We start from the raw sequence: 24,032 nt of genomic DNA on the forward strand, positions 1-24,032 counted from the left end.
CTGCCCCACGTCGGGACGAATCGTCGGGGGACGTTCGGCCCGCGGAACACCGACGACCGGTCCGGCGTTGGCACTCGCATGGCGATCACAGGTGAGTACCAGCCCAGCCCCGAGGCGTGGGTCCGCGATCAGGTCGAGACCATCGAGCGCTCCGGCGGGACGGAGGGCACCGAACTGCGCGGCATGCCGGTGGTCGTGGTGACCATGCTCGGCGCCAAGAGCGGCAAGGTGCGCAAGATCCCGGTGATGCGGGTCGAGCACGACGGGGTGTACGCGGTGGTCGCGTCGCTCGGCGGTGCGCCCAAGAACCCGGGCTGGTACGCCAACCTGGTCGCGCATCCGGAGGTGGACATCCAGGACGCCACGCACAAGGGCTCCTACCGGGTCCGCGAGATCAGCGGCGAGGAGTACGCGCTGTGGTGGGAGCGCGCGGTCGCCGCCTACCCGGACTACGCCGACTACCAGACCAAGACCGACCGGGTGATCCCGGTCTTCCTCGCCGAACCGCTCACCGACTGACCAGGTTCGAGGAGTCGGCGTCGAGATGACACGAACCGACGCTATGACGGCCCGGAAGCGTCGATTCGTGTCATCTCGGTGCGCGGGTCCGTGTGCGCGGTCAGTGCGTGCGGTGCTCCGCCGCCAGGGCGTAGACCTTGAGCACCTGCTCGGCCGTGGCGTCCCAGCCGTAACCGGCGGCGACTCGGCGGGCTGCGCTGCGCCAGGGACCGCGGACGTCGGGGTCGGCGAGCAGCTCGGCGATCGCCGTCGCCCAGCGTGCCGGGTCGTGGCCACGGACAAGTCGGCCGGAGACGCCGTCCACCACCACCGAACGCAGACCGCCCACCGCGGTCGCCACGACCGGGGTGCCTGCCGCCTGCGCCTCGACGGCGACCAGTCCGAATGACTCACTGCGGGACGGCATCGCGACCAGGTCGGCGGAACCCAGCCAGCGGGCGAGCTCGGGTCGGGGCACCGGGGGCCGGAACCAGACCTGGTCGGACACCCCGCAGCTCTCGGCCAGTGCCCGCAGGTCACGCAGTGCGCCGGGTCGACCTGACGGTCCGCCCAGCACCACCAGCAGCGGCACCGGACGACCCTGGGCCCGGAGAACGCCGAGCGCCCGGACCAGGACATCCGGTGCCTTGAGCGGTTGCACCCGCCCGGCGAACAGCAGCACGTCCCGGTCCCCCGGCAGGCCGAGCTCACGGCGCCAGGCCATCCGCTCGGCGTGATCCCGGGCCGGCGCGAAGGTGCGCAGGTCCACCCCGGGGGCGACCACGTGCACCGCCGCGGGGTCGGCGTCGTAGAGCTGGACGAGCTCGTGCGCCTCCTCCGCGGTGTTCGCGATCATCGCGTCCGCGGCGGCGACCACCTGCTCCTCCCCGATCACCCGCCCGGAGGGCTCCGGCGAGTCGTCGGGCGCCAGGGTGGCGTTCTTGACCCGGGCCAGCGTGTGCATGGTGGCGACCAGCGGCACGTCCCAGCGTTCGGCCGCCAGCCAGCCGACCTGACCGGAGAGCCAGTAGTGCGCGTGCACCACGTCGAACCACCCGGCCGGGCGGCGGGCACCGGAGCGCAGTACCCCGGCGGTCATCGCGCACAGCTGACCCGGCAGGTCGTTCTTGTCAAGGCCCTCGTAGGGTCCGGCGAGCACGTGGTGCACCAGGACTCGGTCGTCGTCGCCGTCCAGCGGCACGGTGTCCGGCTGAGCGGAGCTGGTCGCCCGGGTGTAGATCTCCACCGTCGCACCCCGCCGGGCCAGTGCCCGGGAGAGCTCGGCGATGTAGACGTTCATCCCCCCGGCGTCACCGGTGCCCGGCTGGTCCAACGGGGAGGTGTGCACGCTCAGCATGGCGATGTGCACGGACCACTCCCTTCACGACGAACCGACACGACTCAACCAGCGACGCGGAAACTCTGTTCCAGCTCCTCCAGCGACCGATTCCGCGTCTCCGGCAGCACGAACCGCACGAAGCACCAGGCCAGCACGTTGATCGCCGCGAACCCGGCGAAGGTCGCGGTGATCCCGGCGGCGTCCACCACGGAGGGGAAGAAACCGCTGATCAGGGCGTTGGACGTCCAGTTGAAGAAGACGCACAGGCCGATCGCGAAGCCGCGCAGCCGCAGCGGGAACAGCTCGGCCAGCACCACCCAGCACAGCAGCCCGACCGACGCCTGGTTGAAGAACACGAACAGCACCAGGAACACGGTCACCGCGACCGAGCGGCCGGTGCCGTCCGGGATCAGCGCCGAGCAGAGCGCGACCGCCAGGTGGCTGACCACCACCCCGGCCAGGCCGAGCATCATCACGGTGCGCCGGTTCATCCGGTCGATGATCGCCAGCGCGACCGCCATCCCGATCACCGAGAACACGCCGTTGAGCACGTTGGTCATCAGGGCGACGTCGCCGCTGAACCCGGTACGGCGCAGCAGCTGGGTGCCGTAGTACATCACCGCGTTGATCCCACCGGTCTGGTTGATCACCGCGACGCCGACCCCGATCAGCACCAGGCGCCGCACCCAGCCCAAGCGCAGATCGGCCCAGCCGGCCCGGGCGGTGTGCTGCTCGGCGTCCACCAGGGTGCGGATCTCGGCCAGCTCGGTGCGGGCACGGTCGGCGTCCCGCACCTGGCCCAGCACGGCGAGCGCCTCGTCGTCCCGGCCCCGGGTCACCAACCAGCGCGGGGACTCCGGCATCCGCAGCATCCCGAGGAAGAGCACCACCGCAGGCAGCGCCTGGATCGCGAGCATCGCCCGCCACACCCCGGCGTGCTCACCCCACACGGTGCCGATGATCGCGTTGACGGTGAACGCCGCCAGCTGCCCGATCACGATCGCGATCTCGTTCCGGCCGGTGAGGGCGCCGCGGCGTTCGGTGGGGGCGAGCTCGGCCAGGTAGACCGGCACCGTGACCGAGGCGCCGCCGACCGCGAGGCCGAGCAGGAAGCGCATCACCAGCATGAAGGCCAGGTTCGGTGCGATCACCGACCCCACGGCTCCGGCGAAGAACAGCACGGCCAGCACCAGCAGGGTGCGACGTCGACCCAGGGCATCGGCCAGCCGACCGGCCGCCACCGCCCCGAGCGCCGCACCGACCAGCAGGCTGGCGGTGACCACGCCCTCGGCGGAGACGCTGAGGCCGAGGTCGGCCGACATCGGGTCCAGCGCCCCGTTGATGACGCCGGTGTCGTAGCCGAAGAGCAGGCCACCGGCCGTGGCGATCAGCGCGATCTGCCCCAGCCGCCGCCGGGGCGCGGTGCGGGTGTCGGCGCTCATGCTGGCAGCACGCAGGCCGGGGCGGGCAGGGTCGCGCTGTCGGTCGGCACGCCGTCACGCAGGACGGTCAGGCTGTCGGACCGCTGATCGGCGATCACGACCAGACCCTCGACCACGGCGAAGTGTCGCGGCCAGTCGCCCGGCAGCTCGACCTGGCCCGCGGGGGCGAGCAAGCCGTCCGGGCCCGCGGCGAAGGTGGCGAGCCGGTTCGGACCGCGGGTGGCGACCAGGACGCGGTCGCCGACCCGCTCCAGGTGCGAGGGCAGCGAGTCGACCTGCGCCGAGCCGGACTCCTGCGCGGGGACCTGCTGCACGGCGGTGCCGGTGGCCGAAGCGGGGTCCCAGGCGAGCACGGTCACGGTGTCGTCCAGCTCGCAGGCGACGTAGGCGAATCGGCCGTCGGCGGAGAAGTCCAGGTGCCGGGGCCCGGAACCGGGGACGAAGGTGGCGGCGATCCCGTCGTCGGCGAGCAGTCCGGTGTCGGCGCGGCGGTAGCGGCGCAGCTGGTCGGTGCCCAGGTCGCTGACCAGGATGTGCCGACCACCCGGTGCCAGCGCCACGAAGTGCGCGTGCGGGCCCTCCTGACGGTCGGCGACCGGCCCACCACCGCTGTGCCCGAGGATCTGGTCCGGTGTCTCGCCGGTGAAGCCGTCCGGCCCGATCCGGAACACCGCCAGCGTGCCGGAGCTGTAGTTCGCCACGTAGAGCGCGCCGTCGACCACCAGCAGGTGGCAGGGGTCGGCGCCGCCGGAATCGGCGGTCCCCAGCGGTTCCATGCCGGTGTCGGTCAGCCGGAAGGCGCTGACGGTGCCCGCGGTGTCCTCACCGACCGCGTACAGCACGCCGTTCGCCCGGTCGACGGCCAGGAAGGAGGGTGCCGGGGTGCTCAGCACCAGCTCCGGGGTCCCCAGAGTGCCGGACGCGGTGTCGAGTCCGATCCGCCAGATGCCCTCGCCCCGGCCCACCGGGGTCCCGGCGCCGGCGGCGGGGTAGGTGCCGACCCACAGGTCGCGTCGCTGCTCAGTCACGGGGAGGAGACTACGGGGCGGCGGCCTCCACGACCCACGCCGAGGGGTCCTCCACCACGGTCCGCAGCACCGCGAGCGCCGCACCCTGCAGCGCCGCGTGCGGCCCACCCCCGGCGACCTGCACCCGCGCGTCCTCCCAGGCGGCCGCCAGCACCCGGGTGCGCAGCTGCGCGATGACCGGATCGGTGAGCCAGGGCGCGAGCGGGGCGTAGATCCCGCCGAGCACCACCCGCTCGACGTCCACCAGGTTCACGAAGTTCGCCAGGGCCACGCCCAGGGCATCACCACCCCGACGCAGCGCGGTCGCGGCAGCCGCATCCCCCGCGGTCGCAGCGGCGACCAGGTCCTCGGCGCTGTCGGTCAACGGTCGTCCGGCCGCCCGCAGCAGGGCGTCCTTCCCGGCGTACTGCTCGAGACAGCCCCGGGCGCCACAGGTGCACGGCGGCCCCTCGGGTTCGACGGCGGTGTGCCCGATCTCGCCCGCCCACCCGTGCCGACCCGCGAACACCTCCCCGCCCAGCACCACGGCGGCACCGATGCCGACCTCACCAGAGACGTAGAGGAAGGAGTCCCCCGCCTGCCCGGCCCACGATTCGGCGCGCGCGGCGAGGTTCGCCTCGTTGGCGAGCCGGATCGGCAACCCGTCGAGCACCGGGTGGGTGGCCAGCAGGGCAGCGACGTCGACGTCCCGCCACCCGAGGTTCGGCGCCTGGCGGAGCGGTCCGGTGATCCGATCGACCAGACCCGGCAGCGCCAGGCAGATCCCGGCCGGGCGCAGGTCGGTCGGCAGCTCGGCCAGCAGCTCCCCCACCAGCTCGGCGAGTCGCGCGAGGACGGCGGCGGGGTCGGAATCGCGGAAGTCGCCGGTCACCACCCGGTGCCCGACCACCCGTCCGGCCAGGTCGAGGGCGCGCACGCCCAGGTAGTCGACGTTCACCTCGGCGCCGATCCCGGCGACGGTCCCGGCGGCCGGGACCAGGGGGACGGCCGGACGCCCGGCCCGGGCGGTGGACACCGGCGCCAGCTCGGCGACCAGGCGGGCGGAGATCAGCAGGTCGACCAGCGCGGAGACCGATCCGCGGGTGAGGCCGGTGGCCGTGGCGACATCGGCACGGGACGGCGGGGTCGGGTCGGCACCGGCCGCGGCGTCCAGGATGTGGCCGAGCACCAGGCGCAGGTTGTGCTCGCGCAGGGTGCCCTGCCGCGCCGGGGCACTGGTGGCTCTCATGCGCTTGACCCTACAGCCCGAAGCCTATTAAGTTCGGCGGCACAACAAATCGTGTGTTCTCAATGAGGAGGAAGCCATGGCGGCCACGCCGACCCCCGCAGACAAGTTCTCCTTCGGTCTCTGGACCGTGGGCTGGAACGCACAGGACCAGTTCGGCAGCGCGAGCCGCCCGTGGCTCGACCCGGTGGAGTCGGTGTACAAGCTCGCCGAGCTGGGCGCCGCGCACGTGACCTTCCACGACGACGACGTGGTGCCCTTCGGCTCCGACGACGCCGAGCGCACCCGGATCCTGGACCGCTTCAAGAAGGCGCTCAGCGACACCGGCATCACGGTCGAGATGGTCACGACCAACACCTTCAGCCACCCGATCTTCAAGGACGGCGCGTTCACCTCGAACGACCGGCGGGTGCGCCGCTACGGCCTGCGCAAGGTCATCCGCAACGTCGACCTGGCCGCCGAACTGGGCGCAGACACCTTCGTGATGTGGGGTGGCCGCGAGGGCGCCGAGTACGACTCGGCCAAGGACCTCAACGCCGCCCACGACCGCTACGCCGAGGGCATCGACACGGTCGCGGCGTACATCAAGGAGAAGGGCTACGGCCTGCGCATCGCGATCGAGCCGAAGCCGAACGAGCCGCGCGGCGACATCCTGCTGCCGACCATCGGTCACGCCCTCGCCCTGATCGCCAAGCTGGAGCACGGCGACATCGTCGGCCTGAACCCGGAGACCGGCCACGAGCAGATGGCGGGCCTGAACTACACCCAGGGCATCGCCGAGGCGCTGTGGGCCGGCAAGCTGTTCCACATCGACCTGAACGGTCAGCGCTCGATCAAGTACGACCAGGACCTGGTCTTCGGCCACGGCGACCTGTTCAGCGCCTTCGCCACCGTCGACCTGATCGAGAATGGCTTCCCCTCCGGCGGCCCGCGCTACGACGGTCCCCGGCACTTCGACTACAAGCCCTCCCGCACCGAGGACTTCGACGGCGTGTGGGAGTCGGCCAAGGCCAACATGGCGACCTACCTGCTGCTCAAGGAGCGCGCGCAGGCGTTCCGCGCCGACCCGGAGGTGCAGGAGGCGCTGGAGGCCTCCGGCGTGCTCGAGCTGTCGCAGCCGACCATCGGCGAGGGCGAGACCCTGGCCGACCTGCTGGCCGACCGCTCCGCGTACGAGGACTTCGACGTGGACGGCGTCGCCGCCCGCGGCTTCGGCTTCGTGCGGCTGAACCAGCTCGCGCTGGAGCACGCGCTCGGCGCTCGCTGAGCCACCCCCTCGACGCCGACCCGACAACCTCCGCGCTGTCGGGTCGGCGTTCCGTCCTCGAAGGAGAGTTGATGGCACTGGTCGCCGGGGTGGACTCCTCCACCCAGTCCTGCAAGATCGTGATCCGGGACGCCGACACCGGCGCCCTGGTCCGCACCGGCCGGGCAGCCCACCCGGACGGCACCGAGGTCGACCCGGAGCGCTGGTGGGAGGCGCTGCGGGCAGCGATCGACGACGCCGGTGGGCTGGACGACGTCGAGGCCATCGCGGTCGGCGGCCAACAGCACGGCATGGTCGCGCTGGACGCCGACGGCCGGGTCGTCCGGGACGCCCTGCTGTGGAACGACACCCGCTCCGCCACCAGCGCCCTGGACCTGATTGACGAGCTCGGCGGCGGACAGGCCTGGGCGGACGCGATCGGCTCGGTGCCGGTCGCCTCGCTCACCGTGACCAAGCTGCGCTGGCTGCGCGACCACGAGCCGGCCAACGCCGCGCGGGTCGCCGCCGTCGCCCTGCCGCACGACTGGTTGACCTGGAGGCTCAGCGGATCCACCGACCTCGCGACACTGACCACCGACCGCTCGGACGCCTCCGGCACCGGCTACTGGTCGCCGTTCGCCGACGACTACCGCCGCGACCTGCTCGAGCTGGCCCTCGGGCACGACGCGGTGCTGCCCACGGTGGTCGCCCCGCACGCGGTCGCCGCCCGCACCCCGTCCGGCGCATTGCTGGGCGCCGGGGCCGGGGACAACGCCGCGGCCGCGCTCGGCCTGGGGCTGACCACCGGGGACGTCGCGATCTCGATCGGCACCTCGGGTGTGGTCAGCGCGATCTCCGCGCAGCCCACCGCCGACGGCAGCGGGATGGTGACCGGCTTCGCGGACGCGTCCGGCGCGTTCCTGCCGCTGGCCTGCACCCTGAACGCCTCGCGGGTGCTGGACGCCGCGGCCCGGATGCTCGGTGTGGATCACGCGGGGCTGTCGGCGCTCGCCCTGTCGGTCCCCGCCGGTGCCGACGGCCTGGTGCACATCCCCTACCTGGAGGGCGAGCGGACCCCGAACCGGCCGGACGCCACCGGTGCGCTGCACGGGATGCGCCTGGCGAACACCACCCCGGCACACCTGGCCCGCGCCGCGGTGGAGGGCATGCTCTGCGCCCTGGCCGACGGTCTGGACGCGCTGCGCGATCTCGGGGTGCCGGTGGAACGGGTGTTCCTGATCGGCGGCGGCGCGCAGTCCGAGGCGGTGCGCCGGATCGCGCCGGCGGTGCTCGGCCTGGACGTCACCGTGCCCACCCCCGGCGAGTACGTGGCCGACGGTGCCGCACGCCAGGCAGCGTGGGTGCTCAGCGGCCGCGACACTCCCCCGGCCTGGTCGGCCGCGGGCGAGTCGGAGGTCTACACCGCCGAGTCGACGCCGCAGGTCCGGGCGCAGTACGCGGCGGTGCGCGAACTCACCGCTGCTCGACCCTGACCTCAGCCGAACGACGAACGGCCCGGCCCCCGACGGGGACCGGGCCGTTCGTGTGTCGCGATCAGTGCGCGGCGGCGTAGGCCTCGCGGATCTCGGCGGAGATACGACCCCGCTCGGAGACCTCGTAGCCCTGCTCCTTCGCCCAGGCGCGGACGTCACCGGCGTCGCTGCTGCGACGCGGGCGGGAGGTGCCACCGGTCGAGGCGGCACGGGTGCCGCGGCTGCTCACCTTGCGGGCGTGCCCGACCCAGCTGCCGAAGGCGTCGCGCAGTTCCTTGGCGTGCGCGTCGGACAGGTCGATCTCGTAGGAGACCCCGTCCAGACCGAAAGTCACCGTCTCGTCAGCGGTGCCGCCGTCGATGTCGTCAACGAGCAGAACCTGAACCTTCTGTGCCATGTCGCCCTCCGAGGGTCGTTCGCTACGGCCGCTGAACCCCTGCCCTAGAGCGGCGTGTAATCAAGCTGTCCCGGAAAGGATGCATCCGATATCGCGGCGCGTCAAAGCGAACCGCCATAACCGTGTCCGATTGCGGTGGTTTACAGTCAATCAGCGGGTCGTGACTCGTCGTCAGTCGGCTGGTTGACAGAACGCTCCTCGGCATCCATCCGCGCCAATGCGGCGCGCTCGGAACGGTCCGCGTTCATCAACGCGCGGATCGCGACCCAGAAGATGATCCCCACTCCGACGGAGGGGATGATCGCGGCGAGGGCGGGCAGGAGATTCATGTCACACCTGCGGCTTGACCAGCGGGAACAAGATGGTCTCGCGAATACCGGCGCCGGTGATCGCCATCAGTAGGCGGTCCAGGCCCATTCCCATGCCACCGGTCGGCGGGAGCGCGTACTCCATCGCCGCCAGGAAGTCCTCGTCCAGGTGCATGGCCTCCTCGTCACCGGCGGCCGCCAGCAGGGCCTGCGCCTCGAAGCGCTGCCGCTGGATCACCGGGTCGACCAGCTCGGAGTAGGCGGTGGCCAGCTCGAACCCGCGCACGTACAGATCCCACTTCTCCACCACGCCGGGAATGCTGCGGTGGTCGCGGGTGAGCGGACTGGTCTCCACCGGGAAGTCCCGCACGAAGGTCGGCGCGTGCAGGTGGTCGCCGACCAGGTGCTCGAACAGGCTCTCGACCAGCTTGCCGTGGTTGGTCTTCTTCGGGTCCAGGGCGATCTCGAACCGGTCGGCGAAGCTCTGCAGCCGCTCGACGGAGGTCTCCGGCGTGATCTCCTCGCCGAGCGCCTCGGAGACGGCCGGGTACATGCTCACCTGCGCCCAGTCGCCGCCGAGGTCGTACTCGGTGCCGTCCGTCAGGGTGACCAGCGTGGTGCCCAGCGCGTCCTGCGCGGCAGTCTGCACCAGGTTCTGGGTCAGCGCGGCCATCGTGTCGTAGGTGCCGTAGGCCTCGTACGCCTCCAGCATCGCGAACTCGGGTGAATGCGAGGAATCGGCACCCTCGTTGCGGAAGTTGCGGTTGATCTCGAACACCCGCTCCAGACCGCCGACCGCCGCCTCCTTGAGGAACAGCTCCGGCGCGATCCGCAGGTACAGCTCGATGTCGAAGGCGTTCATGTGCGTGATGAACGGCCGCGCACTCGCGCCACCGGCCTGGGTCTGCAACATCGGGGTCTCGACCTCGATGAAGTCCCGGCGGTGGAAGTTCTCCCGCAGCGACCGCACGACATTCGCGCGCAACCGCACCATGTCCCTGGCGGCGGGCCGCACGATGAGGTCGACATAACGCTGGCGGACCCGCACCTCCTCGGAGAGCTCAGGCCCTTCCTCACCCTTGGTGTAGAGGTTCGGCAGCGGGCGCAGCGACTTCGCGGCCAGCTGCCACGAGTCGGCCATCACCGACAATTCCCCGCGCCGGGAGGAGATCACCGTGCCGTGCACGAACAGGTGGTCGCCCAGGTCGATGTCGGTCTTGAACGCCGCCAGCCGCTCCTCACCCACGTTGGCGAGGCTGAGCATGGCCTGCAACCGGTTGCCCTCGCCGTCCTGCAACGTGGCGAAGCACAGCTTGCCGGTGTTGCGCAGGAACACCACCCGCCCGGCGACCCCCACCACGTCCTCGGTCTCCTGACCGGCCTCCAGGTCGGGGTGCTCGGCGCGGACCTGGGCGATGGTGTGCGTGCGCGGCACACCCACCGGGTAGGGCTCCTGCCCCTCGGCCAGCAGGCGGTCGCGCTTGGACCGCCGGACCAGCATCTGCTCGGGAACGTCGGTGGCAGCGGGGGCGGGAGTCTCGGTCACGCGGTCGATTCTATTCATCCGCACACGGCGGAACGGACGAGCGGCCCGGCACCTGAGGGACAGGTGCCGGGCCGCTCGGAGTGCGGAGGTTCAGACCGCCTGCGGGGTGAGCGTGAAGCCCGGACCGCCGGAGACGCTGGGGTCGGCGTCCAACTGCAGGTCGGACAGCGCGGGTGAGGTCGCGGACGACACGAACACGGTCGCCCCGTTCTGGTCGATCACGTCGTCGCCCGGTGCCGCCTCCGGCACCAGTGCCAGCTCGAAGCTGCCCGCCTGCTGCTCGGACTCGGCGATCCGCAGACCCCCGGAGTCGGGGAGACCAGCACGCTCGGTGAGGTCACGGACGGCGGTGCTGGCGTTCTCGGTCAAGGTGAGCACGGGTGCTCCTTCCGTTGCCGGTTCGGGCCGATCCCCGAGGGGTCGACCTTCGGACCACTCCACCGTCCGGGGACGGTGGAGCGGGTGCAAGCCGGTGTCCGCTGGGCAAGACGATCGACGTCCGCCCAGCGTCGTCCGGTCGACACGCGGTGCCCGATCGGGGACCCTCAGAGCGGGTCGATCGGCGTGGACCGGATCGACCGACGCCGCGGCGGGGTCGCCGACGGGTCTTCGCGCTGGTCAGTCGGGATGGCGGCGGTGTCGTCGGTGATCGGCGACAGGATCGCGGTGCCCGCGTCCCGGGTGTCCGGGGTGGCCGAATCGTCCGATGACTTCTTTTCCTGTGCATCGACGTCCGAGCGGCGCAGCGTCGGCCCCGTGCCGGTCGGCGCGTCACCGCGGGCGGCGTCCGAGGCCGGGACCGGATCGGTGCGCGGCGCGTCGGAGGCCCGGCGCGTCGAGATCTGATCGGTGCGCGGCACATCGGAGCCTCCGGGCACCGGTTCCTGATCGGGGGCCGCCGCGTCGCCGCCGCGCTCCGGACCCGTCGCGACGTCCTCCCGGCCGTCGTCGGGACGCTCCGCCTCCTGGACCTCGGCAGCGTGCTCCTCGCGCTCGTCGATCACGTCCTGCCCCGGGCCCGCGAAGGACCGCGAACGCTGCTCCGCGGCGATGCTGCCGGTGAAGAACCGGGCGTCCTGGGCCATCCCCGCGGTGATCGGGGCCGGCTCGGCCACCGGCTCCGGGACGGCCGGGCGGGCTGCCCTCGCCATCGTCTCCAGCCGGGTGCGCGGCAGACCCTCCGGTGCGTGGGACTGCAGCCACGCGACCAGCCCCTCGCGCAGGTAGCAACGCAGGTCGAACAGGGTCGGGGCGTCCACCGCGGAGGCCAGGGCGCGCAGCCGCACCACCCCGCCCACCGCATCGGTCACCTGCAGGATGCCGACCCGCTGGTCCCACAGGTCGGTGTCGGCCAGCAACCGGTTCAGTTCGGCGCGCATCCCGTCCACCGGCACCTGCCAGTCGACGTCCAGCTCCACGGTCCCCAGCAGCTCGGCGGCGCGGCGGGTCCAGTTCTCGAACGGGGTCTGGGTGAAGTAGGTCGACGGCAGGATCAGGCGCCGGTCGTCCCACACGTGCACCACCACATAGGTCAGGGTGATCTCCTCGATCCGACCCCACTGGGTCTCGACGATCACCACGTCGTCCACCCGGATCGCGTCGGTGAAGGCCAACTGCAACCCGGCGAAGACGTTCGCCAGCGAGCTCTGCGCCGCGAGACCGGCCACGATGGACAGCACACCGGCCGACGCCAGCAGGCTGGCACCGAAGGCGCTCACCCCGGGGAAGGTCAACAGCACGGCGGACAGCGCGACCACGACCAGCAGGGCCACCGTGATTCGGCGCAGCAGCTGGATCTGGGTCCGCACCCGCCGCGCATGCCGGTTGTCCCGCACATCGACCCGGTAACGGCTCAGCGCCGCGTCCTCGATCACGAAGGCGAGCGAGCCGATCAGCCAGGTCCCGGTGCCGATCAGCGCGATCAGCAACAGGTGTTGCACGGTGCCCAGCCAGTCCGACTCGCGCCAGGTCGATGCCGGGACGGCCAGGCGCAGGGCGATCCACACCGCGATCACCACCAGCACCGCGCGCAACGGGTGCCGGGCGCGGCGGGCCAGGTCACCGGCGATCACGGACTTCTTGGCGAGGGTCCGCACCAGCAGCTTGACCAGCCAGGCGGCGAGCAGGGCGAGGACGATGGCACCGGCCACCGCGAGCAGCGGCATGAGCACCTGTCCGACGTCGTTGGTCTCTTCAGTCACGCGGGCCATCGTGAGCATGCTCCGGCCGCCGGTTCCACCGCTGGCGCGGACCTTCGCCGCATCCCCACATGCGCTGTGCCGCAGGTCACGCCACGATGGCAGCTCCCACGACCACGGAGGTGCCGGTTGGCCGTCAGTCGTTCCCCGCGCGTGTGTGTGTTGGCTCCCACCCCGATCCTCACCCTGACCATCGAGTCCGGCTCCCAGGACCACGACACCGAACTGCACGTCCATCCCGGCGGTCAGGGGCTGTGGGTGGCGCGGATGGCCTACTCCCTCGGCGCGGACGTGGTGCTCTGCGGCCCGTTCGGCGGCGAGACCGGCACCGTGCTGGCCCACCTGGCGGAGAAGGAGAACCTCCGGGTGCGCGCGGTGGGCACCGCCGGGTCCAACGGTGCCTACCTGCACGACCGGCGGGGCGGGCAGCGGGAGGAGCTGGCGTTCATGGCGCCCTCCCGGCTGGACCGGCACGAGGTGGACGACCTGTACGGCACCGTCCTGGTCGAGGCCTTGGACGCCGACGTGTGCGTCATCACCGGGACGTATCCGGCCAGCGTGCTGCCCGGGTCGTTCTTCGGTCGGCTGGTCGGCGATCTGCGCGCCGCCGGGATCAAGACGGTCGCCGACCTGTCGGGCGACGCGGCCAGACAGGCGGCGCGGTCCGGCGTCGACGTGCTCAAGATGTCCCACACCGAGTTGGTCGAGGCCGAACTCGCCACCGATGACAGCCTGCCCGAGCTGGAACTGGGTGCCCGGAAGCTGATCGACGCCGGAGTGCGGGTGGTCATGGTCTCCCGTGCCGCCGACCCCGCCCTGCTGGTCACCGCCGCCCATGTCCGCGAGGTGGTTGCCCCGTCGGTCACCACCGTCGACCACCGGGGCGCGGGCGATTCGATGACGGCGGGGATCGCGGTCGCGGTCGGCCGGGGCCTCGGCATCGCGGAGGCGGCGCGCCTCGGTGCCGCCGCCGGGGCACTGAACGTGACCCGGCGCGGACTGGGCACCGGGCACCGCGAGCAGATCGAGCGCTTCGCGGAGCAGATCAGTGTCCATGACGTCGACGACAGGGAGGATCCCGGTGCGCATCCTGGTGACGAATGACGACGGCATCGAGGCCGAGGGGCTGGCGGTGCTGGCCCGGGTCGGTCTGGCGGTCGGCGCGGAGGTGATGGTGGCGGCCCCGGCGCGGGACTCCTCCGGTGCCGCGGCAGCGCTGCTCGGCGCCGAGCTGGACGGCCGGTTGGTGGTGGACCGCAGGGACGCACCGGGGCTGCCGGAGGGGGTGCCGTCCTTCGCCGTCCGAGCCGCCCCGGCGATGATCGCCTTCGTGGCCGCACACGGTGGGTTCGGACCCAAGCCGGACTTCGTGCTCTCCGGGGTGAACCGGGGCGCGAACACCGGTCACGCCGTGCTGCACTCCGGCACGGTCGGCGCGGCCCTGTCCGCCAACACCCACGGCATCCGCGGACTGGCGGTGTCGATCGCCGACGCGCGTCCCCAGCACTGGGCCACCGCCGAGCTCTACACCGAGCACGTGCTGCGCTGGCTGCTGAGCCGGGAGCGCAAGCCGGACCACGTGGTGAACCTCAACGTCCCCGACCTGCCCGCGGACCGGGTGCGCGGACTGCGCAAGGCACCGCTGGCGTCCTTCGGCGCTGTCCAGGCGCGGATCCGCGAGGTCGAACACGGGAATCTGATGCTGACCTACCAGGAGAACTCCGCCACCCAGGAGCCGGACACCGACGCCGGGCTGCTCGCCCGGGGCTGGGCGACCGTGACCCTGCTGCACGCACCCGCCTTCGACCCGGCCGCCGACCTGCCCGAGCTGGACGACCCGCTCTGACCCGGCCCCGCACCCTCGCCCGCGCTCGCCCGCTCGCCCGCTCTCGCCCTCGCGCACCCTCGCCCGCACGCGCACGCCCGCTCGGGTCGTCGAGACTACGGAAATCGACGCAAAACCGGCCGCGCAGCGACGATTTCCGTCATCTCGACGCCGGGGTGGCCGGGCGCGGGCGAGGCGCGGGCCGGGCTCAGGCGCGGGTCGGGCGCGGGCCGGGGTCAGGCGCGGGTCAGGCGCAGGTCAGGCTCAGGCGCGGGCCGGGGTCAGGCGCGGGCCAGGCTCAGGCGAGGGTCAGGTCAGGGCGAGGGCGATCAGGAGCATGGTGACCAGGAAGCCGGTGACCAGGTTGAGCCAGAGGAAGGTCTTCCAGCCCGCGTTCGCCCGTTCGCAGTCGTCGTCGGTGACCCGCCAGAACCGGGCGGTGCTGAGCGCATAGGGCAGCGGCAGCAGGGCGGCGAGCCAGCCGGGCCATGGCAGCACGGCCAGCGTCGCGGCGGACAGGACGTACCCGACGGTGGCGGCGACCACGGTCGGGTGCGCGCCGAGCACGGTGGCGACGGAACCGATGCCTCCGGCCCGGTCGGCGCGCACGTCCTGCACCGCACCGAAGGCGTGCGAGCTCATCCCCCACAGCACGAAGGCCACCAGCACCGGCCAGGTGGTCCGGGCGGTCAGCGGGGCGTCGACCAGGACCAGGGCGTAGAGCAGCGGTCCGACGAAGTGCATCGCGGAGGTCGCCGAGTCCAGGATCGGCCGCTCCTTGAACCGGAGCACCGGGGCGGAGTAGGCGACCACCAGGAAGACCACCAGTGCGAGCACCAGCCCGGCGGCGACCGAGCCGAGCAGCAGCAGCGCGATCACGAAGGGCAGGGTGCTCACCCCCGCGGCCCGGAGGATCCGGGGGTGCGATCGCTGGTCGGCCAGCGCCCCCTCGATGCCGCCCTTGCGCGGGTTCGCCAGGTCGGAGGCGTAGTCGAAGACGTCGTTCACGCCGTACATCAGCAGGTTGTACGGGATCAGGAAGAACAGGGTGCCCACGATCAGGGCGGCGTCGATCCGGCCCCCGGTGGCCATCAGGTACCCGGCGGCGAAGGGGTAGGCGGTGTTGATCCAGGAGAACGGTCGCGACGCGGCGAGCACATCCCTCATCGTGTGCTCTCCTTCCGGCGGTCGCGGGATTCCAGCAGAGTCCACAGGGTCGGCATCGCCAGGCAGGCGGCGACGGCGTAGGCGAAGTCCTCCAGCGGGGCGCCCCAGAGGTACACGCCCAGGATCTTGTCGGGATCGAAGACGTACAGGTCGGCGGCGATCATCAGGGTGTCGAAGACCATGGTCAGCACGCACAGGATCGCCGTGGTGCTGACCAGCGGGCCGGGCCGCAGCCGGCGCAGCACCCGCCAGCACACCGCCGCCAGCACGGCCAGCACGATCAGGTTCAGCACGATATTGGTCATCGACGTGCCGCCTGCCACCGGTCCAGGCCACGCCAGGCGAGCAGCGCGACGTAGCAGAGCAGGGTCAAGAAGACGGCTTCCTCGACCGGGAGGTCGGGGGCGAGCAGCAGCCCGGTCATGTGCGGGCTCTCCCCCCGGGTGAAGATGCCGAGCAGCAGACCGGCCACGTCCCAGAGCAGGAAGCCGACCACGCCGATCACCAGGCACAGCGCGGCCCGCTTCGGGGCGGCCCAGAACGCCAGCCGCCACCGCCGGTCGATGATCGCCAGCCCGGTCAGGGACAGCGCGAGCGCGCCGAGGTACGCCAGTCCGGTCAGGTCCACGACCACGCACCCCGCGGGCGGGCGGCGTCCAGGTATCCGGGGCGCAGCGGCGTCGGCAGCGGGGAGGCGGAGGTCTCGCCGAGCATCCGCTTGGCGATGAGTTCGGCGCTGATCAGGCACATGGGCAGCCCGACACCGGGGATGGTGCCGGCGCCGGTGTAGAGCAGGTTCGGCACCGTGGCCGACAGGTTGCCGGGCCGGAACATCGCGCTCTGCGCCAGGGTGTGCTCCATGCCGAGCGCGGTGCCCCGCCAGGCGGAGAAGTCCCGGGCGAAGTCGGCCGGTCCGACCACGCGCCGGGTGACCACCCGCGAGCGCAGGCCGTCGATCCCGGCCCAGTCGCCGATCTGGTCGAGGAACCGGTCGGCGTACCCGTCCAGGTCGGTGAGGGTGGGGTCGGCCGGGAAGGGCACCAGGACGAACAGGTTCTCGTGACCGGCCGGGGCGGCGGTCGGGTCGGTGGCGGTGACCCGGGAGACGTACAGCGAGGCAGGTTCCGGCACCTGCAGCTGGTCGCCGAGGATCGCGTCGAAGTTGCCCGGCCAGTCCTGGGTGAAGAACAGCGAGTGGTGGGCGAGTTCAGGCAGTGGTCCGCGCACCCCGGCCATGATCAGCAGGGCGGAGATGCCCGGTCCTCGGTCCTCCCACCACGGTTCGGGGCGGCTGCGGTGCTCGGCGGGGAGCAGCTCGGTCTCGGTGTGGAAGACGTCGGCGCCGGAGACCACCAGGTCGGCGGACAGCACCTCGCCCGATGCCAGCCGCACCCCGGTGGCGACCCCGCTGCGGCGGGGGTGGCGCAGCGAGCGGGACGCAGGGTCGACGTCGATCCCGACCACGTCGGCGCCGGTGCGGATCTCCACCCCCTGGGACCGGGCGATCCGCTCGATCGCCTCGATGAGGCGGTACATCCCGCCGCGCGGGTAAAGCACGCCGTCGGTGAGGTCCAGGTGGCTCATCAGCGAGTACAACGCGGGCACCCGGTACGGCGAGCTGCCCAGGAAGACCGCGTGGTACCCGAGCATCTGCCGGATCACCGGGTGGTCGGTGGTGTGCGCGATCTTCTGCGCCAGGCTCTGGGTGAGCAGGGTCGCCAGAGTGCCGGAGCGGCGGAGCACGTCGGCGGACAGCGCACGGTCCGGGCGGGCGAAGGTGGTGTAGAGGAAGTGGTCCAGCGCCGTCCGGTAGGCGTCCGACGACTCGGCGGCGTACGCGCGCACCTTCGCCCCGGCACCCGGCTCCAAGGACTCGAAGACCGCCCAGACCTCCTCCGGGTCGGCGGGCAGCTCCACCGGCGGTCGTCCCTCGGGGAACAGCCGGTAGGCGGGGTCCAGGCGCACCAGATCGAGGTGATCGGCGGTCGACTCACCGAAGAGCGCGAAGAAGTGGTCGAAGACCTCCGGCATGAAGTACCAGGACGGCCCGGTGTCGAAGCGGAAGCCGTGCAGCTCCAGCGTCCCGGCGCGACCTCCGACCCGGTCGTGCCGCTCCAGCAACGTCACCTCGGCACCACCGCGGGCCAGCAGAGCGGCCGTGGCCAGTCCACCGATCCCGCCGCCGACCACGATCACCCGCCCGCTCACCGGACACCTCCCCGCAGTTCGTCGGCCAGAGTGCGGCCGAGCACGATCAGTTTGCGCGGGGTGCTCACACGCACCCGGCGTTCCAGCACCCGTTCCGGCGGCAGCTGCGCCAGTTGGGTCAACAGTTGGTCGTACAGGCCCAGGGTCACCGCCACCGCTGCCCGGGCGCGGGCGGGCAACGCGGGCAGCGACTGACGCGCCCGGTCCACGTCGGCACCGATCTCGGCCAGGATCGCCGCGTACTGCCGGTCGTCCGGCCCGCGCTCCCCCACCCCGGGGAAGTAGCGGCGGCCCAGCTCACCGGTGTCGGCGGCCAGGTCGCGCAGGAAGTTCACCTTCTGGAACGCGGCCCCCAGCGCCTGGGCACCCTCGACCGTGGCGGGGTCCGCCTGCCGGATCGGGTCGCCGGGTCGTCGGTCGGCATTGAGGAAGACCGCCAGGCACATCAGCCCGACCACCTCGGCCGAGCCGTAGATGTAGCGCCGGTAGGACTCCTCGTCGTGCACGGTCACCGTCAGGTCGGCGCGCATCGAGGCGAAGAACGGGTCGATCTCCGCCGCTCCGATCCCGACCCTGCGCGCGGTGCGGACGAAGGCGTGCACCACCAGGTTCGTCGACCATCCGGTGACCAACGCACGGGCGACCTGGGCTTCCAGCTCGTCCAGCGCCTCGGCGGCGTCGGTGCCCCCACGGGTGTCGACCACCTCGTCGGCGATCCGGACCAGGGCGTACACCGCCTCGATGTCGCGCCGCTGCCGGATCGGGAGCACCCGGGTGCCGAGCCCGAAGGAGGTGGAGTACCCGGCGAGGACGTCGTGGCAGGTCCGGGCGGCCGTGCGGTGGTAGAGCGCCAGCGCGTGCGCTCGGGCCGAGTCGTCAGCGCTCACGCGGCCAGCATCCGGGTCAGACCGGTCAGATAGTCGGCCAGCTCGCCGGGCAGACCGTCCCGGACCGCGGCCCGGGCACGCTCGACGGCGGCGATCCGCACGTCGCGTGCCTGGTCCAGCGCACCGCTGTCCCGGATCACCGTGCGCAGCTCGGCGGCACCCGCCTCGTCCAGGTCCGCCCGGCCCAGGTGCCGGTCCAGCACCCGACGACCGGCGGCGTCGGCCCGGAGGCAGGTGAGGCGCATCAGCTCGGTCCGCTTGCCCTCGCGCAGGTCGCTCAGCGCCGACTTGCCGGTCAGCGCCGGGTCACCGAAGACACCGAGCTCGTCGTCCAGCAGCTGGAAGGCCACTCCGAAGGCGGTGCCGTAGAGGTCGAGCACCCCGAGCACACCGTCGTCGGCCCCGGCGAGCTGGGCACCGACGGTGAGCGGAGCGCAGCAGGAGTAGACGGCGGTCTTCAGCTCCGCCACCCGCAGCGCGTCGACCTCGGCCGGACCGGACAGCGCGCCGGTGACGTCCAGCAGCTCGCCGGCGACGGTGGTGTCCACCGACTCGGTCATGGTGCGCAGCACCCGCAGGGCGATCTCCGGCGCGACCGGCGCGGCGGCGACCAGCCCGAAGGCGGCGGCGAGCGCGACATCCCCGCCGAGCACCCCGGCGGCGAGCACCTGGTCGTCGGCGGCGCGGCCGGTGATCCCGGCACTGGTCAGGCGGTGCCGGGCGGTGCCGGTGACATTCGGTCGGCCGCGGCGGGTCTCATCGTGGTCCAGCAGGTCGTCGTGCACCAGCATCGCGGTGTGCAGCAGCTCCTGGGCGGCGGCGACCGGGGCGACGGCCGCGTCCTGGGTGCCGCCGAGGCCGAGGTAGGCGGCGACGGTCAGCCGGGGCCGCATCAGTCGGCCACCGATCTGGTCACCGACGGCACGCCACAGGGCCGCGTGCACCGGGGCGAGCTCACGCGCGCGGGCGCGCCGGTCGTCGATCTCTGCGTCGAGGGCGATCCGGACCTGGTCCAGTCCTGCCTCGACCCGGTCGTCGAAGCCGACCGCCGGGGCCGCGACGCGCAGACCCACCGGCGGCGTCTCGGTGCGGTGCATGGTGGCCCTCCTGCGATTCGCGGCTGATGGTCAGCGTACTGAGCACCAGCCGTCCCGCCAGTTCAACCGGGTGCAGGCACTGTCCCTCACCGGCGGGCATTTCCGAAGCCGAATCGCCATCGAACAAAAAGTCACACATCCACACACAATCGACCATGCGGCGCGCTAGGCTGCCGCTATGACGTGGATGGTGACAGGCGGAGCCGGGTACATCGGATCACATGTGGTGCGGGCCTTCCAGGAGGTGGGGATCCCGGTCGTGGTGCTGGACGACCTGTCATCCGGCCACGCCGAGTTCGTGCCGCAGGGCGTGCCCTTCGTCCGCGGCTCGATCCTGGACACGGCGCTGGTCACCGACGCCCTGCGCGAGCACCGGGTCACCGGGGTCGTCCACCTGGCCGGGTTCAAGTACGCCGGGGTCAGCGTGCAGCGGCCGCTGCACACCTACGAACAGAACGTCACCGGCACCGCCCACCTGCTGGCGGCGATGGCGGAGGCCGAGGTCTCCCGGATCGTCTTCTCCTCTTCCGCGGCGGTGTACGGCACCCCCGACGTCGATCTGGTCACCGAGGACACCGCCACCGCCCCCGAGTCGCCCTACGGTGAGTCCAAGCTGATCGGCGAATGGCTGCTGCGCGACCAGGCCAAGGCCACCGAGCCGACAGCGCTGCACCACACCTCGCTGCGGTACTTCAACGTGGTCGGCTCCGGCAGCCCCGACCTCGCCGACACCAGCCCGCACAACCTGTTCCCGCTGGTGCTGGACGCGTTGGCCGAGGGTCGCACCCCGCGGATCAACGGCGACGACTACGCCACCCCGGACGGCACCTGCGTCCGGGACTACGTGCACGTGGCCGATCTCGCGACCTCGCACGTGGCCGCCGCCCAGGCCCTCACCGAGGGCCGTGAGCTGCTGCCGGTCTACAACCTGGGCTCCGGGGACGGGGTGTCGGTGCGGGAGATCATGACCGCGATGGCCGAGGGCACCGGGATCGACTTCACCCCGGAGGTCGCCCCTCGTCGGCCGGGCGACCCGGCACGGATCGTGGCCTCTGGCGAGGCGGCCGCCCGCGACCTGGACTGGCGGATGCGGCACAGCCTGACCGAGATGGTCACCAGCGCCTGGCGGGCACGCCAGGCGCGCTGAGACACCGCGAAGGCCCGCCCCGGCCGTGCCGGGACGGGCCTTCGCGCTGCTCGGTCAGTGCTCGGTCGACCGCCGACGCCGCAGCGCGGTCAGGATCGCGCCGCCCCCGATCAGGGCCGCCGCGAGCGCCGCCACGCTGCCGACGACCACACCGGTGCGAGCGAGGATGCCGGTGTAAGACGGGGCAGGGAGGGTACCGCTGATCGCCACCGGGTCGGTCACCGTCGGGATGGTGCCGTCACTCGGTGCGGCCGGAGCAGCAGGGGCGGCAGGAGTGGTCGGGTCGCTCGGCGCCACCGGCTCCCGTGCCACATACGGGGTCACCGAGGCCACCTGGCTCTCCACCGTGCCGAGGCAGTTGCTGAACGCCGCCCGGAAGTCGGTGTCGGCCGCGACCGTGGTGGTCAGCGTCCCGGAGGTGGCCCCGTCGATGTCGGCCCACTCGCCACCGCCGGCCCGCTGCTGCCACTGCACGGTCGGTGCCTCGTCACCGGAGGCGGCAGCCGTCAGGGTCACCGTGCTCTCCCCCTCGGCCAGCGCGACGGAGGTGGGCTGCTGGGTGACCGCCGGTGCCGACCCGAAGGTGAAGCCGTCGGTCGTCACGTCGGTGCTGGTCCGACCGAGCTGGGTGTACACCACGCTCACATCCACCGCCCCGCAGGCGTGCGCCGGAGTGATCGCGTTCCACTCGTCCCCGGTGACCGCCAGATCGGTGCCCGTCGCCGCACCGAAGGAAACCGAGTCCACGGTCAGATCGGCGATCGTGACCCGGGTCGGGACGGTCTGGAACATCTCCGTGCCGCCCACCCCCAACTGGTGCCAGGCATCCATGCCCCAGGCGTAGGTGGCACCGTCCGAACCGACGGCCATGAAGTGGTAGTTCGCCGGGGTGATCGAGGTGAAGCTCACCCCGGCGGGCTGCGTCACCCGAACCGGCGACAGCACCCGGTTCTCCTCCGAACCGTTGCCCGCCTGCCCGTACATCGAGGTGCCCCAGGCGTAGGTGGCACCGTCGGAGCCAGTCGCCACCACCGACATCCCGCTGGCATGCACCGCGGTGTAGCGCACCCCGGCTGGGGGCGTGACGACCTGAGGGTCGAACGCGGAGGAGGTGAGTCCGTCACCGAGCTGACCGTAGTTGCCGTGGCCCCCCGCGTAGGTCACCCCGTCCGAGCCGATGGCGATCACGAAGTCGGCGCCGACCGAGTAGTCCGCGACCGTGACCCCGGCGGGCAGCGGCACCTCGACCGGCACCAGGGAGAACATGATCGGGTCCTCGAAGTTCTCACCGATGCCGAGCTGTCCGTCGTCGCCGTTGCCCCAGGGGTAGAGCCGACCGTCCGAGCCGAGGCCCGCACCGGAGTACTCCCCGAGCTGGACCTGGCTGAACGTGATGCCGTCCGGAGCCTGGAGCAGGACCGGCAGCGCGGACGACGCGGTGTCGCCGTTGCCGAGCATCCCGTCGTCCCCGCGTCCGGTCAGGTAGACCGATCCGTCCGCGGTACGCACACCGAAGTTCGCCGACCCGGCCACCAGGTCGGTGACGGTCACCCCGGCGGGGAGTTGCATCCGGACCGGGGCGGCGGCAGGGCTCGTGGTCCCGTCGCCCAGCTGGCCGTAGTCGTTGTTGCCCCAGGCGTAGACGTTGCCGTCCGAGCCCATCGCCACGCTGAACGCGGCACCGCCGGAGACGTTCGACAGCGTGACACCGGCCGGGATGGTATCGGTGACGGTGGTGCCGCCGGCGGTCGGACCGGAGCTCGGGGTGGGCACGGCCCAGGCGGGCAGTGTCATCCCGACCACCATCGCACCGCCGACCACCGCGGCGGTCACGGTACAGAAGGTGGAACGAGGGTTGAGGTGAGTGCGCACGGGGTGCCTACCTATCGTCGGAGGGACGACGACGCTGCGGCGCGCCATCGCAGGCGACGCTAGGGAGCGACCCTGCGGCCGGGCGCCGGGCAGCGGCAGAAGCCCCGAGCGGCCACCGTGCTTCCACGCAGGGACGAGTGCCGGCGGGCAGAGCACGGCCGACCTGTGGCGCGACTCGGCGAGCGCGGGACCACCGAGTCCCGGAGGCGGTCCTCGGGCTGCCCGGACACCTAAGCCAGGCGGCTCAACGCCTCCGCCATCACGTCCTCCGACCCGGCGTAGATGCCGGACTCCCGCGGCCAGTGGATCACCACGTCGCTGAAACCGAGGCCCGCCGCCCGTTCGACCCCCTCCACCAGCAGGTCGGCCGACTCCAGGGAGTAGCGCGGGGCGCCATCCATGTTCAGGTACATCGGGGGCACCGGACCGATCGGCTCGGCGACCTCGCGCATCCGCTCGACCAACGCCGCCAGGCCGGTCCACCACGCCTCCTGGTCACCCGGCTCCCCCGGCGCGAAGGACGGACCGTAGGTGGCCCACCCCTGGCCGTGGCGCGCTGCCACCGCCATCGCCCGCGGGCCGTTGGCGGCCACGATGAACGGGGTCCGGGGATCGGCCAGGGTGCCGGGGATCATCCGGGCCTGGTGCGCGGTGTAGAACTCGCCCTCGTGGTCGGTGACCGGCTGGGTGAGCAGCGCGTCGAGCAGCGGCACGAACTCCTCGAACCGGCGGGTGCGCTCACCCCGGGTCGGCGCCGGGCCCAGGACGGAGGCGTCGTAGCCCTCACCCCCGGCCCCCAGCCCGAGCAGGAACCGCCCGCCGGAGATGTCGTCCAGGCCCATCACGTCCTTGGCGAACGGCACCGGGTGCCGGAAGTTCGGCGAGGCGACCCAGGTACCGAGCTGGATCCGCTCGGTCACCGCGGCGGCCGCGGCCAGCAGGGGCACCGTGGCGAACCAGGGCTGGTCGGCCAGTGACCGCCAGGCCAGGTGGTCGTAGGTCCAGGCGTGGTCGAAGCCGTACTCCTCGGCGCGCAGCCACTGGGCGCGGGACTCCGACCAGCGTTGCTGGGGCAGGATGACGACGCCGAGGCGGGTGCGAGCTGTCAT

The 24,032-nt window shown here is 72.3% G+C and carries 23 protein-coding genes; 6 read left to right on the plus strand and 17 right to left on the minus strand.

Features of this window, described 5'->3' with window-relative positions; genetic code table 11:
* Positions 1–78 precede the first annotated feature (78 nt).
* Positions 79–519 (plus strand): nitroreductase family deazaflavin-dependent oxidoreductase, encoded by a 441-nt coding sequence (locus tag HGK68_RS13755; protein WP_169166477.1) that lies wholly within the window; start codon positions 79–81, stop codon positions 517–519.
* A 100-nt stretch (positions 520–619) separates the two neighbouring features.
* On the opposite strand, the gene mshA is transcribed toward HGK68_RS13755, so the two are convergent.
* The 4 genes from mshA to HGK68_RS13775 are packed head-to-tail and all read right to left on the minus strand — an operon-like array spanning position 620 to position 5,535.
* Positions 620–1,855, minus strand: a complete 1,236-nt coding sequence (mshA, locus tag HGK68_RS13760; protein ID WP_169167135.1) for a D-inositol-3-phosphate glycosyltransferase — start codon at positions 1,853–1,855, stop codon at positions 620–622.
* Positions 1,856–1,899: 44 nt separating this feature from the next.
* Positions 1,900–3,279 carry a sugar porter family MFS transporter gene (locus HGK68_RS13765; RefSeq protein ID WP_169166478.1) on the minus strand — a complete coding sequence of 460 codons (1,380 nt, stop codon included), beginning with the start codon at positions 3,277–3,279 and terminating at the stop codon, positions 1,900–1,902.
* Positions 3,276–4,307, minus strand: a complete 1,032-nt coding sequence (locus HGK68_RS13770; protein ID WP_246260385.1) for a lactonase family protein — start codon at positions 4,305–4,307, stop codon at positions 3,276–3,278. The genes HGK68_RS13765 and HGK68_RS13770 overlap by 4 nt, the downstream gene beginning before the upstream one ends.
* A gap of 10 nt (positions 4,308–4,317) precedes the next feature.
* Positions 4,318–5,535 carry an ROK family protein gene (locus HGK68_RS13775; protein WP_169166479.1) on the minus strand — a complete coding sequence of 406 codons (1,218 nt, stop codon included), beginning with the start codon at positions 5,533–5,535 and terminating at the stop codon, positions 4,318–4,320.
* Positions 5,536–5,611: 76 nt separating this feature from the next.
* On the opposite strand from HGK68_RS13775, the gene xylA reads away from it, so the two are divergent.
* On the plus strand, positions 5,612–6,799 hold the full coding sequence (gene xylA, locus HGK68_RS13780; protein ID WP_169166480.1) for a xylose isomerase: 1,188 nt from the start codon (positions 5,612–5,614) through the stop codon (positions 6,797–6,799).
* A gap of 71 nt (positions 6,800–6,870) precedes the next feature.
* Positions 6,871–8,271, plus strand: a complete 1,401-nt coding sequence (gene xylB / locus HGK68_RS13785) for a xylulokinase (RefSeq protein WP_169166481.1) — start codon at positions 6,871–6,873, stop codon at positions 8,269–8,271.
* Between the two features lie 61 nt (positions 8,272–8,332).
* Here xylB and HGK68_RS13790 read toward each other — a convergent pair whose 3' ends face one another.
* The 5 genes from HGK68_RS13790 to HGK68_RS13810 all read right to left on the minus strand — a co-directional run bounded on the left by HGK68_RS13790 (position 8,333) and on the right by HGK68_RS13810 (position 12,723).
* Positions 8,333–8,668, minus strand: a complete 336-nt coding sequence (locus HGK68_RS13790) for a histone-like nucleoid-structuring protein Lsr2 (RefSeq protein ID WP_169166482.1) — start codon at positions 8,666–8,668, stop codon at positions 8,333–8,335.
* A 146-nt stretch (positions 8,669–8,814) separates the two neighbouring features.
* The gene (locus tag HGK68_RS13795) at positions 8,815–8,997 is read right to left on the minus strand and encodes a hypothetical protein (protein WP_169166483.1); all 183 of its coding nucleotides are present in this window, start codon (positions 8,995–8,997) and stop codon (positions 8,815–8,817) included.
* Position 8,998: 1 nt separating this feature from the next.
* Positions 8,999–10,477: a lysine--tRNA ligase gene (lysS, locus tag HGK68_RS13800; RefSeq protein WP_246260766.1), complete on the minus strand. Its 1,479-nt coding sequence runs from the start codon at positions 10,475–10,477 to the stop codon at positions 8,999–9,001.
* A 135-nt stretch (positions 10,478–10,612) separates the two neighbouring features.
* On the minus strand, positions 10,613–10,900 hold the full coding sequence (locus tag HGK68_RS13805; RefSeq protein ID WP_169166485.1) for an iron-sulfur cluster biosynthesis family protein: 288 nt from the start codon (positions 10,898–10,900) through the stop codon (positions 10,613–10,615).
* Positions 10,901–11,067: 167 nt separating this feature from the next.
* A complete protein-coding gene (locus tag HGK68_RS13810; RefSeq protein WP_246260387.1) occupies positions 11,068–12,723 on the minus strand; it encodes a mechanosensitive ion channel family protein in 1,656 nt (551 codons plus the stop codon).
* Between the two features lie 156 nt (positions 12,724–12,879).
* On the opposite strand from HGK68_RS13810, the gene HGK68_RS13815 reads away from it, so the two are divergent.
* Both HGK68_RS13815 and surE read left to right on the plus strand, forming a co-directional pair.
* Positions 12,880–13,824 (plus strand): 1-phosphofructokinase family hexose kinase, encoded by a 945-nt coding sequence (locus tag HGK68_RS13815; protein ID WP_343036914.1) that lies wholly within the window; start codon positions 12,880–12,882, stop codon positions 13,822–13,824.
* The gene (gene surE, locus HGK68_RS13820; RefSeq protein WP_169166487.1) at positions 13,802–14,566 is read left to right on the plus strand and encodes a 5'/3'-nucleotidase SurE; all 765 of its coding nucleotides are present in this window, start codon (positions 13,802–13,804) and stop codon (positions 14,564–14,566) included. The genes HGK68_RS13815 and surE overlap by 23 nt, the downstream gene beginning before the upstream one ends.
* Positions 14,567–14,854: 288 nt before the next feature.
* Here surE and HGK68_RS13825 read toward each other — a convergent pair whose 3' ends face one another.
* The 6 genes from HGK68_RS13825 to HGK68_RS13850 are packed head-to-tail and all read right to left on the minus strand — an operon-like array spanning position 14,855 to position 19,904.
* On the minus strand, positions 14,855–15,712 hold the full coding sequence (locus HGK68_RS13825; RefSeq protein ID WP_169166488.1) for a prenyltransferase: 858 nt from the start codon (positions 15,710–15,712) through the stop codon (positions 14,855–14,857).
* The gene (locus tag HGK68_RS13830; protein ID WP_169166489.1) at positions 15,709–16,017 is read right to left on the minus strand and encodes a lycopene cyclase domain-containing protein; all 309 of its coding nucleotides are present in this window, start codon (positions 16,015–16,017) and stop codon (positions 15,709–15,711) included. Before HGK68_RS13830 ends, HGK68_RS13825 begins: the two co-directional genes overlap by 4 nt.
* Positions 16,014–16,340: a lycopene cyclase domain-containing protein gene (locus HGK68_RS13835; RefSeq protein ID WP_246260391.1), complete on the minus strand. Its 327-nt coding sequence runs from the start codon at positions 16,338–16,340 to the stop codon at positions 16,014–16,016. The genes HGK68_RS13830 and HGK68_RS13835 overlap by 4 nt, the downstream gene beginning before the upstream one ends.
* Entirely contained in the window at positions 16,331–17,920 is a 1,590-nt protein-coding gene (gene crtI / locus HGK68_RS13840) for a phytoene desaturase family protein (RefSeq protein ID WP_169166490.1), read from the minus strand. Before crtI ends, HGK68_RS13835 begins: the two co-directional genes overlap by 10 nt.
* On the minus strand, positions 17,917–18,807 hold the full coding sequence (locus tag HGK68_RS13845; protein WP_169166491.1) for a phytoene/squalene synthase family protein: 891 nt from the start codon (positions 18,805–18,807) through the stop codon (positions 17,917–17,919). Before HGK68_RS13845 ends, crtI begins: the two co-directional genes overlap by 4 nt.
* Positions 18,804–19,904 carry a polyprenyl synthetase family protein gene (locus HGK68_RS13850; RefSeq protein WP_169166492.1) on the minus strand — a complete coding sequence of 367 codons (1,101 nt, stop codon included), beginning with the start codon at positions 19,902–19,904 and terminating at the stop codon, positions 18,804–18,806. The genes HGK68_RS13845 and HGK68_RS13850 overlap by 4 nt, the downstream gene beginning before the upstream one ends.
* A 178-nt stretch (positions 19,905–20,082) precedes the next feature.
* Between HGK68_RS13850 and galE the strand changes: the two genes are divergently transcribed.
* Positions 20,083–21,051: a UDP-glucose 4-epimerase GalE gene (gene galE / locus HGK68_RS13855; protein WP_169166493.1), complete on the plus strand. Its 969-nt coding sequence runs from the start codon at positions 20,083–20,085 to the stop codon at positions 21,049–21,051.
* Between the two features lie 54 nt (positions 21,052–21,105).
* Here the strand turns inward: galE and HGK68_RS13860 are convergent, their stop codons facing one another.
* Together HGK68_RS13860 and HGK68_RS13865 are read right to left on the minus strand one after the other, a co-directional pair.
* Positions 21,106–22,884 carry a hypothetical protein gene (locus HGK68_RS13860; protein ID WP_169166494.1) on the minus strand — a complete coding sequence of 593 codons (1,779 nt, stop codon included), beginning with the start codon at positions 22,882–22,884 and terminating at the stop codon, positions 21,106–21,108.
* Between the two features lie 269 nt (positions 22,885–23,153).
* Entirely contained in the window at positions 23,154–24,032 is an 879-nt protein-coding gene (locus HGK68_RS13865; protein ID WP_169166495.1) for an LLM class flavin-dependent oxidoreductase, read from the minus strand.

The organism is Cellulomonas taurus, from assembly GCF_012931845.1.
GTDB lineage: Bacteria > Actinomycetota > Actinomycetes > Actinomycetales > Cellulomonadaceae > Cellulomonas > Cellulomonas taurus.